Source organism: Paenibacillus sp. 3LSP (genome assembly GCF_032465655.1).
Classification (GTDB): domain Bacteria; phylum Bacillota; class Bacilli; order Paenibacillales; family Paenibacillaceae; genus Fontibacillus; species Fontibacillus barengoltzii.
The window spans coordinates 1-13,260 of record NZ_JAWDJI010000262.1 but is presented as its reverse complement, the minus strand read 5'-3'; the positions used below and the strand labels follow the sequence as shown (position 1 = coordinate 13,260).

The window sequence follows — 13,260 nt, the reverse complement described above, 5'->3', positions numbered from 1 at the left end:
GGATAAGAAAGTAGAAAAAGAGGGAACCGCCAGTGCAGAACTGGTTAAGGTATACATCTTTAGGAACAGGAACGTATCGCCGGCCCCGCCGCTAGCGGAACTGCCGCCCGAACGAATCGCCGAGACAGCGGAATAGATCGAGCCGATGCAGGCCAGTACGATGATGCCCATCAGGATCCCAAAGCGCCAGCTGCTCAAGTGGTCGCCGATCTCCTTCTGAACCATCACCCAAAAAGAGGAAGACGAGCGCTCCCGCGGCGGATTCCCTTCTCCGCCGGGACGGAGCTCTGCCCACAGCTTGCGTGCCCGTTCCTGCCACTCATCCAGGCGCAGTTGCTCTTTGAAAGAACGGCTGGCTGCAGTTTTGTTTGGCTGCATCATGACTCACCCCTTTTTTCAAAATAGCGATGGTAAATATCATCAAGTCCGTATTCCTTGCGACGGATGTACACCAGCTCCGCGTCCTTCTGAATTACGGCCTCAGCAATTTGGGCGGTCAGGTCCCGTTCGCATACGACTGTTGCAGTTACGCCGCGTTCGAGCTCGTCGTCTCCTTGCTGCGGGTAACGGATGTCACGGACACCCTCAATGCCAGAGATGTTGCGAGCTAACTCCTCCGTCCAGCCTTTGGCGCCAACCTCTACATAGACGTTACCGTCCGCATCCAACTGCTTGGACAAGGTGCGGATGTCACCGCAGGCAATTAACTTGCCTTGGACGAAAAGGCCAACCCGGTCGCAAATTTGCTGCACTTGATGCAGATGGTGCGAGGACAGCAGCACCGTCAGCTTCTCATCGCGGCTAAGCGAAGAGATGAGAGCGAGCAGCTCCCGCACCCCCTCCGGGTCAATCCCCAGCGTCGGTTCGTCGAGGATGATGACCTCCGGATTTTTGATGAGGACGTCCGCCAGACCTAACCGTTGCCGCATCCCGCGGGAGAACGCGCCGACCTTCTTGCCGGCGTTGTCCGCAAGCCCGGTTTTCTCCAACAGGGCTTTGGCGCGCTGCAAGGCTTCTTGCTCCGATACGCCGTTCAGCCTTGCGGTATACACGAGATTATCCAGCGCCGTCCGATCCTCGTAGAACCCGACATCATCAGGCAGATAGCCAACCTTCCGCTTCACCTTCAGCGCCTCGCGAGTTGGGTCAAAGCCGCAAATCCGCGCCTGTCCCGAGGTGGGCTCAGTCAGCCCCAGCATCATCAGGATGGTTGTTGTTTTTCCCGCGCCATTGGGGCCAAGTAACCCAAAGATTTCCCCGCGAGCGATGCTTAAGTTCAGATGATCAACGGCGGTGGCTTCTCCATATTTCTTCGTCAGCTGCACGAGTTCGATGACCGGACGTTCACCAGCAGCCGATGGGGTAGGTGTCATGCTGGTTTCCGTAACCATGGATTATCTTCTCCCGTATTTCCGGAACAGGTAATAGATGCCTCCGCAAACGGCCAGTATGATGAGAACCCCCACCCATCCCCATAATACGGACGATTTGACGGTAACCCGCAGATCAGCATTTGCGCTTTTGTTCGCGGAGGAGGCAGTCAGACTGACGACGTAGTCCCCTGGGAGCGATTTTTTGCTGGATTTAATGGTAGCTTGAACCTGCTTGCTTTCACCCGGCGCGATCGAGGTGATCGAGGAAGGCTCGAAGGAAACCTCCCAATCCGTCGGAGCGGCCGAAGAGAAGGAGAGATCCTGCAGCTCAGCAGAGCCGGTATTTTGGACGACGAAGGTCAGTTTGCGTTCGGAGCCTGCTCCTACGTCTGTGCTCAGCCGGTCATCCACCGTGGAAAATTTCATGTCGTACGTTCCCGTCACGACCGCTTCGATTTTGGCGTTGGCTGTGGTATCCCCGCTTGTAGCTGAAATCGGGATTTCATAGGTGCCGGCTTTGATTTGCTCCGGCGGCTTGACCTCAATCGTAATCGACTTCTCGGTGTTAGGTTCTACTTCAACCGAAGTGACGCTGTTGCCGTCCGCTTTAAAGCGAACATCCCAGCCTTGATCAGCTTGAGCGCTGAAGGCGTAGGTCTGCTTTTGCGTCGTTCGGTTGCGCAGCACCGCACTGTACGTAAATGTGGAGTCTGAATGGCCCTCCATGTTCGCTTGATCCAAGGTCAGTTCGGTTTTGAAGGTCCCTTGCTCGGAGACGTTCACGACCAGCGGCAGCGTTGCACCATCTGCTTTCAGATTAAACACGTACCGGCCTTTGTTAATTTGCAACGGAACCTCGAGATCCAGGGTGAAGGATTGCGTTTCACCGGCTTTTACAGCCAACTTGGAAATTTCGCGTCCGCCTGCGGTAAGCTCATATTTCCAATCCTTGCTTTGCGTCTCCAGCGAAAGATTGGCTGAAGCCGTACTGCCGCCATGGTTGACAAGATCGATCGAATACGAAACAGATTCGCCCGGTGCAGCGGACCATTCCAAATATGGCGTAAAAAGCTCCAACGAGCCCGCCGCCGAGGCTTTGCCGACCCCGGTTAAGGCACCGCTTAGGGTCGTGACCAGAATGAGCAGCATCAAGGCTGCTTTTCGATAGGTTTGAAGCATCTCTTGTACCCCCTAAGAAAAATAATGATGTTCATCAAAGGTACGCACGGAACCTCGTTTTGGATTTATGGTTTTTTAGAAAATTTTTTTGGGGTTTTCAAGCGAATTCATTTTTGATAAAACGGGAGGTAAGAAGAGGAGAAATTTTGCGGGAGGGACAAGTATGGACCTGCAAAATGAAGAGATGACCAGGCAGCTGCGTGAGATGTGCAACGGTTCTGTCCGTGCATTTGATGCGTTCTATGCCTGTTATTCTCCTTTTGTCATGCAGGTGGCCGGCCGTCTGGTAGGGGAGCGGATGGAGGCCGAGGATATATGCCATGAGGTGTTTTTGGAGGTGCTGCGGCGGGGGCATGATTATGACCCGTCGCGTGGGTCAATCAAAGCCTGGCTGGCGGTGATGACCCGCAGCCGCAGTCTGGACCGATTGCGGCGCAAAGCGCGGCTGAAGTATCCGGGCGATGAGGCGTTGCGCCGGGATGCGGTGGACGAAGACAGCTCCGGCGAGAACCAAGTCTTGTCCCGGTTGGAGCGGGAAGCGCTCCGCACAGCGATCTACACGCTGCCGGAGACACAGAAGAAGGCGATTATGGGCTCTTATTTCGCCTTGCAAACTCAACGCGAAATGGCCGATGCTTGGAGCGTTCCGATCGGCACCGTAAAGTCTTGGGTACGATACGGACTGAACAATTTGCGCAAGCAACTGGAGAAGCAAGGTTGGGGAGAAACGCTGGAAGGAGGGAACGAGCATGAACGGGCAAAACAGCGATAAGGTAGGCAACATCGGCGGCCCAGGCAATGAGAAAGTCTGCATTCGGATGTACACCGAGCAGGAGTGGATTGATTGGTTGCTAGGAACGCTGGAGGAACCAAGGCACTCTGAAATGGCGATGCACCTGAATCACTGTAAAATCTGCCTAGCGCAGAAAACGTATTGGGAAAGCGTCCTTGGCCTTGCGAAACAGGACGGTTCAATGCCGGAGCTGAAGCAACCGGAGCATTCGGGGACTACGGTGATGGCAGAGCAACTGAAACTGCAGGACATGTCGGAGCTAGTGAGCGGATCGGCCCCAGGCAACCGGGCGTTACCTCCATATCCGGCGGCAGATCCGGAACAATCGCAATCACAACGGTATCAGCAAATCGTTCCTCCTTCCGTGCCGCGTCTGGACCTATGGGCAGATCTCGCCCCTTCCGTGCGGATCCGGCGCAGTCTGCGGAACCGGGTCAGATGGATTGGCTGGCGCCGCAGAGCGCTAAGGCTGTTCACGGTTCGTTGGAAGTGGACGGTATCGCTGGCGGCCATGCTGCTCGTCCTGGTCGGCATGGGGGTTGTCATCGATCACTTAAACCAGCCGGCCGCCAGCTGGGATCGCTATGTGCAAACCTATGAGCCCGAAGCGCTGCCGGTCCTGTCCAAGCCGGATACCATCTCTTATCCCATCGCTATGGGCCGCATGGAGCCGGAGAACGGCATGGTGTGGTACAATGCAGGTACGCGAGAGATGCTGATGCTGGTCGGCGGGCTCGTTCCGGATAAAGGACAGATGGTTCGCGTCTGGATCGTGAAGGAAGGAGCGCGCGACAGCCTAGGGTTGCTGCAATATCACAACAACCGGGCGCATCTCTACGTCAAGGATAAGACGCTGGGTTACGGCGACAGCCTGGAGCTGACGATTGAACCGGCCTATGGCACGCCGGAGATGAACGGATCTACCAATTCGATCTCGTTGGATTTGTTGGGGCGGTAGTGCCAAGCAAAGCGAGATTTGGGAGGTTTCCTAAATTTCGCTTTTTTACGCGAGAGTTGCAGGATATGGCGAGCGGGGCACGACTCGTAAAACTAAGGCGAGCGGCTCGGCAGGAGGGAGACATTTCGATATGGATCGGCTTGAGTTTATCGGCACCGGGGATGCGATGGGCGTTCCTAGAGTGTATTGTGATTGCGAGGTGTGCGGGGAAGCGCGCAGCTCCGGTGTGAACCGGAGGTATCGCGCTCTGGTGGCGGTGGAAGGTGAAGAGGGCGGCTTCCTAATCGATTGCGGACCGGATTGGCGGTCCGGGATGGAGCGGCGAGGGCAGCGTTTTGCGGAGCAAATTCTGATCACGCACGCCCATTTCGACCATATTGGCGGACTGCCCGAATGGGCCGATGCCTGCCGCTGGCTGGGTAGACGGGGACAATTGTATGCGCCGCAGGAGGTGTTGGACACGATCCTTCGCCAGTTCCCTTGGCTGGGCAGCCATTTAGATCTGCATGCCGTTGGCGCGGAGGGCACTCGCCTAGCCCGGTGGCAGATTTCCGCGTGGAAGGTCTTCCACGGCAAAAACGGCTTTTCGTACGCCTATCGATTAGAGAAAGATGGCTTCACCTGGGCTTACTGCTCGGATTCCATCGCCTTGCCAGAGGATCAAAAGCAGCCGTTGTTTGGCCTTGATCTGCTGGTGCTGGGCACAAGCTTCTATCACGAATTCGCAGAATTTTCGACTCGGTCGGTGTATGATGTGAAGGAGGCTCTGGAGCTGCTGAGCGAGGTTCGGCCGGCACGGACGGTGTTCACGCATCTGTCGCATGACATCGATCTGCGGCGCGATTATGGATTGCCAGAGGGCGTAGAATTTGCCACAACCGGAATGAGGGTGTCGTTGCAGAAGGAAAAGTAGAAGCGACACTGGCATGATGATATACGCGAAAAATCAAGTACATTTCACCGAAATGGAGTTCGTTTGGCCAATTGTATATGAAATTTCATGCTTATTCCCCCTATTTGGACGCAAATGCCCTAAATCTATATGAAAAATCGAGTAGATTTCGAGTTTTGGGCGTTAAACAGTAAATTGTACTCGAAATTTCAGCTATATTCATCGACAAGCGATAAAAAAACTAACTGGACGCATCCAGTTAGTTTTTTGCATTCAGCACAAACTTGTCGATTACATGTTTCACGCCGTCTTCGTTATTGCTTAACGTGACATAGTCAGCGATTTCCTTCAATGCAGGAATCGCATTGCCCATCGCCACGCCTAAGCCGGCTGCTTCGAGCATCTCATGGTCGTTCCAGGAGTCGCCGATGGCGATCGTTTCGGACAAGTCGCAGCCGAAATGGGCCGCCAGGAAGCGCAGGGCATGGCCCTTCGTGCCTTCCTTATGCATGATTTCCAGGAAGTTCGGCTTCGATTTGGTGATATGAACGCCGTCCCCCAGCAGCTCGCGCAGTTCCGGTGCGATTTGATCCAGGTAATCCGGTTCATCGATGATCAGCATTTTGGGCGTCGGCTGGGCGACCAGCTTGGCAAAATCCGGCTCTACATAATACTTAGTCCGGTTCAGATTGGTGTAGTCGATCAGCTTCTGGTTCTCCTCGCGGGCGTACAGCTTATCATCGATGTACGTTTGCAGGTGCAGGTTGCGTTCGATGCAGTATTCGAACAGCTTGCGCGCTGCTTCCATGGGGACGTAACGCTCGTAGAGCACCTTTTCGTCCATCAGGTTTTTGACGAGCGCGCCTTGGTACGTAATAATCGGCACGTTCAGTCCCGTCTGACGGGCGATCGCTTGGGCAGAAGCGTAGGCGCGGCCGGTTGCCAGCGTGACTACAACGCCCTTGGCCACCGCTTGCTCCAACGCCTGCTGGGTTGCAGGGGTGACCTCTTTGTCATCATTAATTAACGTATCATCTATATCGATGGCAATCAGTTTATACATGGTTTCTCTCCTTTAGGGAAGATCTCTCTATCGAACCGTTCCGGGGGATTCCGATTCAACTCCACCCGATTTCAATTCCGCGAGCAACATGCCGCCCAGAATACATAAACAACCAAGCCCGGTGGCCCAGCCTAACCGCTCGCCGCCAAATAGCACCCCGGTCGCCGCAGCAAACACCGGTTCCATGGCGAAGATGACCGCGACCCGAGAAGGACTGGTGAATTTCTGGCATACAGTCTGGATCCAAAACGCAAATGCGCTGGTAGGCCCAATGGAAACGAGCAATGCCAGCCAAACTTCCGGCTGCATCAGTTGCCCGGCCGTTTCGCTCCAGGAAGCGCTGCGCTCGAACAAGAGCGAACCCGCTGCGCTGAGAACGCCCACAACCGCCATCTGCAACGAAGCTAAGGGCAATGCCGGATAATGGGGAGCAAAGACACCGGTATAAGCAACGTGCAGACCAAAGCCTACTGCGCACAAAAACACGAGCCCGTCTCCCAGGTTCAACACGAAGCCGGAACTGCCGGCAAACGCCAGCAGATAAAGCCCGGCGGCAGCGAGAAAGGCGCTGATCCAGGTGAAACGCGAAATTTGATGTTTTAACAGCCAATAGGACAAAAAAGGCACGATCACAACGGACAATCCGGTGATAAAACCGGCGTTGGAGGTTGAAGTATACAGCAAGCCAACCGTTTGAAACGTATAGCCAATAAACAGGAATAATCCCAGCAGCGCAGCATGCCCCAGCATACGCCAGGTGAGCAGCTTCCATTCCTGCCGGTAGAACACGCTGATGATCAGTGCGAGCAGCAGTGCTGCGCCGATAAAGCGGATGCCGTTAAAAGCCAGGGGCGGGAGCACTCGCACCGCATGCTGAACGATCAGAAAGGTACAGCCCCACATGAACGCCACGAACAGCAGCGCCATATCTGCCAGGCGGGTGCGGCTCGCGGCGTTTTTTTGCGTTAGGGTAGAAGTCGGATGATCGTCATTCTTCAAGGAAAATCAGCCCGATGAATTCGTCCAGCTCAATGTTGCCGAAATAGTGCTTCACGTCAACGCCGGTGAGCGCTTCCCGTACAGCCGAATCCTCATATTTTACGCCTCTCAGCTTGTCCTCGATATCAGCGACGTCGCCGACACCAAAGAAATCACCGTAAATCTTGATGTCCTGAATATGTCCGTCCTTGATGTTCATGCGCAAATCGATAATCCCGACAGGGAATTTCTTCGCATGCTTCACATTGCTCTCCGGCGACAAACCGTAATTCCAATCCCAGTTCTTGTAGCGTTGCTCGGAAATTTCATGGATTTTTGCCCAATCCGCTTCCGTCAGCTTATATTGAGGCACTTCGTGCGGTTCCATGCCAAAAATATGCCGCAGCAGCTCAGCGCGGAACTCCTCGATCGTCATTTTGCGATCCAGGAAGTCGATGATGTTGGCCACCCGGCTGCGCACGGATTTGGTGCTCTTGGACTTGAATTTTTCCGGATTGGCGTTCAGTGCGGCTTGGACGTTTTCGAGGTTCAGATTAAACATCAGCGTACCGTGGCTGAACATGCGGCCCCGCGTAGCAAATTGAGCGTTGCCGGAAATTTTCTTCTCCCCGACTTGAAGATCGTTGCGTCCGGTCATTTCCGCATTTACGCCAAGGGATTTGAGCGCAGCGACCACCGGCTCGGTAAACTTGCGGAAGTTATGGAACGACTCGCCGTCATCTTTGGTGATAAAGCTAAAGTTCAGGTTCCCCAGGTCGTGGTAGACCGCACCGCCGCCGGAAAGCCGACGAACGACTTGTACGCCGTTCTCCTTCACGTATTCCTGATTGATCTCTTCGATGGTGTTTTGGTGCTTGCCGATAATGATGGAAGGTGCGTTGATATAAAACAGCAAATAGCTGTCGTCCTCCAGCGGCAAATGTCTTAAGGCATATTCTTCGATGGCCAAATTGACGGACGCATCGGTAATGCCTTCGTTATCGATAAACAGCATGGTTCTCCATCCTCCTATTTTGCGGCCGGCCGCCTGATTCTCAGGCCCCGGGATGTAGTCATACAAGCATACGATTTTATTGTAAACCAATTGGTGTCGAAACCAAAGGGGGAGCATCGTTCTTTGCGGAAAAAGAACGCCATGTCCTTCCTTGTTGACGGAAAAAGACGGGACAACGATAATGGGGACACCTGAACTTTTTTGAAGCGAAGAGAGGAATGACACTCTATGGAGTTGGAAGTATACGGACACGGCGGCGATCTGCTGACCGCTTCGGCCCGGTACGGCGTGGCGGCAGGGGAATGGACGGATTTTAGCGCGAACATCAATCCGCTGGGGCCACCTCCTGGACTGCTGGAGGCGCTGCGCGAGGCGTTGCCCGGCATCGTGCGGTATCCGGATCCCGGGCACCGCGGGCTGGTCAAGCAGTTGGCTGAGCACCTTCAAGTCGAGGAGGAAATGCTGGTCATTGGCAACGGGGCGGCGGAAAATATGGCACTGGCGCTGCTGGGACTTACTCCGGAGAAGGTTGGGGTGGTGGAGCCTTGCTTTTCCGAATACCGTACGCTTTCGGAGCAGTTTGGTGCCCAGGTGCAGTTGGTATTTGGAACGGAAGCGCGGGCGTTTAAGACCGCGCCGGAGGTGGTGGAGGACCTGATTCGAGAGACGGATTTGGCGTTTATCGGTCAGCCCAACAATCCCAATGGAGTGCAATACAGCTTGGACGAACTGCGGCGGTTTGCGGCGGCCGGAGAGCGGTACGGCACGTATGTGGTTGTCGACGAAGCGTTTATCGACTTTATTCCGGAACCGAAACGCCGCACGTTGCTGCCGGAGCTTCGGGATTATCCGCATCTCATCTTGATCCGGTCGATGACGAAGTTTTATGCGATTCCGGGCCTCAGGCTCGGTTACGCGATCACGCATCCGGAGACGGCCCAGCGCATGCGGGACAAGCAGGTGACCTGGAGCGTCAACTCGTTGGCACTGCTGGCGGGGGAGTATTGCTTGAGGGCGGATGCTTCGTATGAGCAGGCGACAATCGAGTTGGTGAAGCGACAGCGTGACCTTCTGATGGGTGAGCTGACGCGTCTCGGGTGTCAAACCTGGCCGGGCGAAGCGAACTTCCTGCTCGTACGGCTGCCGGAGCCGTGGACGGCCGAAACGATGCAAACGGCGCTTGGGCGGCGCGGGGTGCTGGTGCGCAGCTGCGCGATGTATCCGGGGCTGACGGAGCGGGATATCCGGCTGGCGGTGAAGGATGAGCCGGCCTGCAGCAAGCTGCTGCGGGAGCTGGAAGCAATCATGCGCGGCTAAAGGACGGGTAAGCGTTCGATGTTGTGCTATTGAACTTAGGTGTATTAAAAGTTGTTGTTGGTAGACTTTCATGTTGGGAGGAAGGGAAGGATGACGATGGGAATGCCTTTTATGGCGGCCCGTCCGGGCGAAGTGTATGAATCCAAGGTATGGCCCGGCTTAAAGCTGGAATATGGGGAGCGGCATTTGCTGCTGGAGGCGCCGGAGGAGATGGACGGACTGAGCAGCGCAGTCTATGGCGGTGGATCTGGCCGGCTGCGCCGGATGGTCAACATCTACGTAGACCGCCAATACCGCTGCGACGATCCGGCGCGGGACATTGCGGAGTTGCTGGAGCAATGGGGATACCCGGCCGAGGGGACAGCGGGGCTGCTGACGGCGGTTCCGATGCGTTACGCCGCGGTGGCGGAGGAACGCGGCGAGGATTTCGCCGTCGTCTGCTGCGCGACGGCGGGGGCGTCGAACGCCGCGCGGGCGGGCGTTCGGCGGACGACGTTCCCGGCCTCATGGACGCCGGGAACGATTAATGTGCTGCTGGCCGTGGATGAGCGGCTGACGCCGGCGGCGATGGTCAACGCCGTAATGACGGCGACGGAGGCCAAGACGGCCGCGCTGGGCGATCTCGGCGTGCAGGACGCCGAGAACGGGCTTGCGGCCACCGGCACCACGACCGACGCGGTCGCGCTGGGCGTGAGTCAGCGGGCCGACTGGCCGCTGCTGCACGCTTACGCGGGCACCGCGACGGACCTGGGCGGCACGGTGGGCCGCCTGGTGTACGCCGCCGTTGAGGCGTCGCTGCGCGCAGCGGCTGCAGGCACCGGTACGGGCGCGAGCGCGGAGGCACGCCGATGATGGCGGCGTGGTGGGTGGTGCCGGTCGCGTATGCGCTCGACCGGATGCTCGGCGATCCGCGCTGGCTCCCCCACCCGGTGGTGGGGATGGGCAAGGCGATCGCCGCGCTCGAGGCGGCCGTCCGCCGCCTCGTCCCGCCCCGCCGCTACCGGGCGGCGGGGGTGCTGCTGCCGCTGGTCGTCGCCGGCGGCAGCTTTGCCTTGACCTGGGCGCTGCTGCGCCTGCTGGCCCAGGTCAGCCCGTGGCTGGCGGCCGCGGTGGAGGCCGCCCTCATCTGGACGACGATCGCCGCCAAAGGCTTGCGGGAAGCGGGCATGGACGTGGCCGGCCACCTGCTGCGCGGTGACCTGCCCGCCGCCCGCCGTGCGCTTGGCATGATCGTCGGACGCGACACGGCGCACCTGGATGCGCCGGAGATCACGCGCGGCGCCGTCGAGACCGTCGCCGAGAACATCGTCGACGCGGTGGTGTCGCCGCTCGTTTTTGCGCTGCTGGGCGGCGCCCCGCTGGCGATGGCGTATCGGGCGGTGAACACCCTCGATTCGATGGTCGGCTACAAGAACGACAAATACATCGATCTCGGCTGGGCTTCCGCCCGGTTGGACGATATCGCCAATTACCTCCCCGCCCGGCTGACGGCGCTGCTGCTCTACGTCGCAGCATGGGCCTTGCGGCTGGATGCCCGCGGCGCGTGGCGAATGGTGCGCCGCGATGCCGCCAAGCATCCGAGCCCGAACAGCGGCTACCCGGAGGCGGCGGTAGCCGGGGCGCTCGGGGTAAGGTTAGGCGGGGAAAATTCCTACCACGGCGTCGTTTCGTTCCGCGCCTATATGGGCGACAAAACCCGGGAGCTGGCGCCCGGGGACGTGGCGAAGACGGCGAAGCTGATGTTTTGGGCAGCGAATGCAACCGTCATTGCAGGAACGGTGGCATGGATCGCGATCGTCGGCAGCTGGAGTTTGATTTAGTCGGATTCGGTCCGCTGTGTCAACAAGCGGGGCTTGAATTTTGGCTCGAGGCATTGACCGGGAGGTGAACGAAAATGAACGCGGAATGGTGGCTGGTTCGTCATGGTCTCACGGCCTGGAACGCCGAACGCCGATATCAGGGCCACAGCGATCCGCCGCTGCTGCCGGACGAGGCGTCGAGTTTGGCAGAGCTGCGCCGGGAACTGGCGGGGGTGAACTTCGCCGCGGTATATGCCAGCGATTTACGGCGCTGCCGGGAAACGTTGGCTTGGGCCCGTCCGGATCTGCTGGACGGCGCGCAACTGGACCCCCGTTTGCGGGAAATGAATTTCGGCCGGTGGGAAGGCCAAACGTATGAGATGCTGAAGGATGACAAGCGATACCGCGCCTGGATCGATGATCCGCAGGCTGGAACACCCCCCGGGGGCGAATCCTGGCAGGCTTTTCAAGCACGGGTATCTGAAGTAGGCGAGGAGCTTCTGATGCAGACGATGGCGTTAGCGGGAGAGGCCCCTAACTCCAACTTTGGCTCCGGCAGCTTGGCAATCGACCCGTTGCGCAAGCCGGCGTTCCTGCCGCCAACCTTGCGATTGCATCCGCCTTCGCCGCAACCCGCTTCACAACCCGCTGAGTCCGTACGTCTGCTCATCGTGACCCACGGCGGCGTGATCTCGATGCTTTGCTCGCTGCTGCAGCCGGGTCTGGGTTTCTGGGACACCCGGGTTGGGCCGGGCGGCGTTCAACGTTTGTTCTTTCATGGGGAAGGCGAACCTGATATGGAGAAGGAGGGGCATGATGAATGAGTCTGAGATGAAGATGAAGCTAAAGCTTGGCGTGCTGGATTTGGTGCCGAAGCTCCCGGAGACAACGGCAGAGGCGGCGCTCGAACAAGCGATCCGGTTGGCGCGGCAAGCGGAAGAAAGGGGATATCTGCGCTATTGGACGGCGGAGCATCACGATATGGAGGCATTGGCCAGCGCGGCGCCGGAGGTGCTGCTGTCGGCGATTGGAGCGGCTACCCGCCGGATCCGTCTGGGGTCGGGCGCCGTATTGCTCCCGCATTACAGTCCGCTGAAGGTCGCGGAAAACTTCCGGCTGCTGGCGGCCCTGTATCCGGGGCGCATCGATCTCGGGATCGGGAGAGCCCCCGGCGGGGAGGCGCACGCGTCGATGGCTTTAAGCGGCAATTTTCTGGAACGGGTCGGGCGTTATCCGCAACTGGCCAAGGAGCTTTCCGACCTGCTTGCGGATCGTTATCGCTACGAGGACCATCCCGTAACCGCAAGGCCGGTCCCCCAGCTTCCGCCTGAACTCTGGATGCTCGGCACGAATGTCAAAAGCGCGGGGTATGCGGCCGAACTCGGAACGGGATATGTCTTCGGCCAATTTATGAGCGACAGTGACGGAGCCGAAGTCCTGCGGGCCTACCGCGATACCTTCCGCCCCTCCGTCCAACGAGCCGAGCCCTCCGCCATGCTTGCCGTCAGCGTGATTTGCGCGGAGACCGAAGCCCGGGCGGAGGTTTTGGCGGCGCAGGCGGCGGAGGGATTCCGCGCCCGCGGAGGGGCGCCTTTTCAAGGGTTTTCCGGGACAGCCAAGCAAGTCCTAGAACAATTGGGAAACCTGCAACAGAAGTGCCGCAACGACGAGTTCCTGATCGTATCGCTGATCCCCGATTACGAGGAACGGTTGCTCTCCTATCAACTTCTGGCCGAAGCGTCCCGTGTTGAAAAGTTGTAGATTGTACAACATTTTCCCTGGTCTTCAGGGGTTCTGGCCATAATGTTGCAGAAAGTGCAGCATTTTTGCGGGGGAGGGCCACTAGCCTTGCACCAAACCTGACATGAGAAATTACAGAAAAATTGTTTGTAA

Annotated in this window: 13 protein-coding genes and 1 pseudogene; 8 read left to right on the top strand and 6 right to left on the bottom strand. The window is 57.8% G+C overall.

Annotated elements, in window-relative coordinates:
• The 3 genes and pseudogenes from RW092_RS22920 to RW092_RS22910 form a co-directional block, all read right to left on the bottom strand.
• A pseudogene (locus RW092_RS22920) lies at positions 1-378 on the bottom strand (ABC transporter permease); the annotation flags it as partial.
• Positions 378-1,391 carry an ABC transporter ATP-binding protein gene (locus tag RW092_RS22915; RefSeq protein ID WP_085279723.1) on the bottom strand — a complete coding sequence of 338 codons (1,014 nt, stop codon included), beginning with the start codon at positions 1,389-1,391 and terminating at the stop codon, positions 378-380. The gene RW092_RS22915 and the pseudogene RW092_RS22920, both read right to left, overlap by 1 nt.
• A gap of 3 nt (positions 1,392-1,394) precedes the next feature.
• Complete coding sequence (locus RW092_RS22910) at positions 1,395-2,552, bottom strand: COG1470 family protein (protein ID WP_085279724.1); 1,158 nt, start codon at positions 2,550-2,552, stop codon at positions 1,395-1,397.
• A gap of 163 nt (positions 2,553-2,715) precedes the next feature.
• Here RW092_RS22910 and RW092_RS22905 point away from each other — a divergent pair, with 163 nt between their 5' ends.
• The 3 genes from RW092_RS22905 (at position 2,716) to RW092_RS22895 (ending at position 5,216) form a co-directional block, all read left to right on the top strand.
• A complete protein-coding gene (locus tag RW092_RS22905) occupies positions 2,716-3,324 on the top strand; it encodes an RNA polymerase sigma factor (protein WP_316011383.1) in 609 nt (202 codons plus the stop codon).
• Positions 3,302-4,303, top strand: a complete 1,002-nt coding sequence (locus tag RW092_RS22900; RefSeq protein ID WP_085279726.1) for an anti-sigma factor — start codon at positions 3,302-3,304, stop codon at positions 4,301-4,303. The genes RW092_RS22905 and RW092_RS22900 overlap by 23 nt, the downstream gene beginning before the upstream one ends.
• Positions 4,304-4,433: 130 nt before the next feature.
• Positions 4,434-5,216: an MBL fold metallo-hydrolase gene (locus RW092_RS22895; RefSeq protein WP_316011382.1), complete on the top strand. Its 783-nt coding sequence runs from the start codon at positions 4,434-4,436 to the stop codon at positions 5,214-5,216.
• 238 nt (positions 5,217-5,454) lie between these two features.
• On the opposite strand, the gene RW092_RS22890 is transcribed toward RW092_RS22895, so the two are convergent.
• From RW092_RS22890 to lplA, 3 genes are read right to left on the bottom strand one after another with little or no spacing between them, the layout of a single operon-like run.
• Positions 5,455-6,258 carry a Cof-type HAD-IIB family hydrolase gene (locus tag RW092_RS22890; RefSeq protein WP_016313065.1) on the bottom strand — a complete coding sequence of 268 codons (804 nt, stop codon included), beginning with the start codon at positions 6,256-6,258 and terminating at the stop codon, positions 5,455-5,457.
• A 27-nt stretch (positions 6,259-6,285) separates the two neighbouring features.
• Entirely contained in the window at positions 6,286-7,257 is a 972-nt protein-coding gene (locus tag RW092_RS22885) for a DMT family transporter (RefSeq protein WP_016313064.1), read from the bottom strand.
• Positions 7,247-8,251, bottom strand: coding sequence for a lipoate--protein ligase (gene lplA / locus RW092_RS22880; RefSeq protein ID WP_316011381.1), 1,005 nt, complete (start codon positions 8,249-8,251; stop codon positions 7,247-7,249). The genes RW092_RS22885 and lplA overlap by 11 nt, the downstream gene beginning before the upstream one ends.
• 228 nt (positions 8,252-8,479) lie before the next feature.
• On the opposite strand from lplA, the gene RW092_RS22875 reads away from it, so the two are divergent.
• From RW092_RS22875 to RW092_RS22855, 5 genes are all read left to right on the top strand, one after another.
• The gene (locus tag RW092_RS22875) at positions 8,480-9,568 is read left to right on the top strand and encodes a pyridoxal phosphate-dependent aminotransferase (RefSeq protein WP_316011380.1); all 1,089 of its coding nucleotides are present in this window, start codon (positions 8,480-8,482) and stop codon (positions 9,566-9,568) included.
• 90 nt (positions 9,569-9,658) lie between these two features.
• The gene (locus tag RW092_RS22870) at positions 9,659-10,420 is read left to right on the top strand and encodes an adenosylcobinamide amidohydrolase (protein ID WP_316011379.1); all 762 of its coding nucleotides are present in this window, start codon (positions 9,659-9,661) and stop codon (positions 10,418-10,420) included.
• Positions 10,420-11,388, top strand: coding sequence for an adenosylcobinamide-phosphate synthase CbiB (cbiB, locus tag RW092_RS22865; RefSeq protein WP_316011378.1), 969 nt, complete (start codon positions 10,420-10,422; stop codon positions 11,386-11,388). Before RW092_RS22870 ends, cbiB begins: the two co-directional genes overlap by 1 nt.
• A gap of 74 nt (positions 11,389-11,462) precedes the next feature.
• Positions 11,463-12,191 (top strand): histidine phosphatase family protein, encoded by a 729-nt coding sequence (locus tag RW092_RS22860; RefSeq protein WP_028538559.1) that lies wholly within the window; start codon positions 11,463-11,465, stop codon positions 12,189-12,191.
• Positions 12,181-13,128, top strand: coding sequence for an MsnO8 family LLM class oxidoreductase (locus RW092_RS22855; RefSeq protein ID WP_316011377.1), 948 nt, complete (start codon positions 12,181-12,183; stop codon positions 13,126-13,128). The genes RW092_RS22860 and RW092_RS22855 overlap by 11 nt, the downstream gene beginning before the upstream one ends.
• Positions 13,129-13,260 lie beyond the last annotated feature (132 nt).

Bases quoted from the DNA above. Each gene is read 5' to 3' on its own strand.
- RW092_RS22915 (WP_085279723.1), bottom strand. From the start codon at position 1,391: ATGGTTACGGAAACCAGCATGACACCTACCCCATCGGCTGCTGGTGAA.
- RW092_RS22910 (WP_085279724.1), bottom strand. From the start codon at position 2,552: ATGCTTCAAACCTATCGAAAAGCAGCCTTGATGCTGCTCATTCTGGTC.
- RW092_RS22905 (WP_316011383.1), top strand. From the start codon at position 2,716: ATGGACCTGCAAAATGAAGAGATGACCAGGCAGCTGCGTGAGATGTGC.
- RW092_RS22900 (WP_085279726.1), top strand. From the start codon at position 3,302: ATGAACGGGCAAAACAGCGATAAGGTAGGCAACATCGGCGGCCCAGGC.
- RW092_RS22895 (WP_316011382.1), top strand. From the start codon at position 4,434: ATGGATCGGCTTGAGTTTATCGGCACCGGGGATGCGATGGGCGTTCCT.
- RW092_RS22890 (WP_016313065.1), bottom strand. From the start codon at position 6,258: ATGTATAAACTGATTGCCATCGATATAGATGATACGTTAATTAATGAT.
- lplA (WP_316011381.1), bottom strand. From the start codon at position 8,251: ATGCTGTTTATCGATAACGAAGGCATTACCGATGCGTCCGTCAATTTG.
- RW092_RS22875 (WP_316011380.1), top strand. From the start codon at position 8,480: ATGGAGTTGGAAGTATACGGACACGGCGGCGATCTGCTGACCGCTTCG.
- RW092_RS22870 (WP_316011379.1), top strand. From the start codon at position 9,659: ATGACGATGGGAATGCCTTTTATGGCGGCCCGTCCGGGCGAAGTGTAT.
- cbiB (WP_316011378.1), top strand. From the start codon at position 10,420: ATGGCGGCGTGGTGGGTGGTGCCGGTCGCGTATGCGCTCGACCGGATG.
- RW092_RS22860 (WP_028538559.1), top strand. From the start codon at position 11,463: ATGAACGCGGAATGGTGGCTGGTTCGTCATGGTCTCACGGCCTGGAAC.
- RW092_RS22855 (WP_316011377.1), top strand. From the start codon at position 12,181: ATGATGAATGAGTCTGAGATGAAGATGAAGCTAAAGCTTGGCGTGCTG.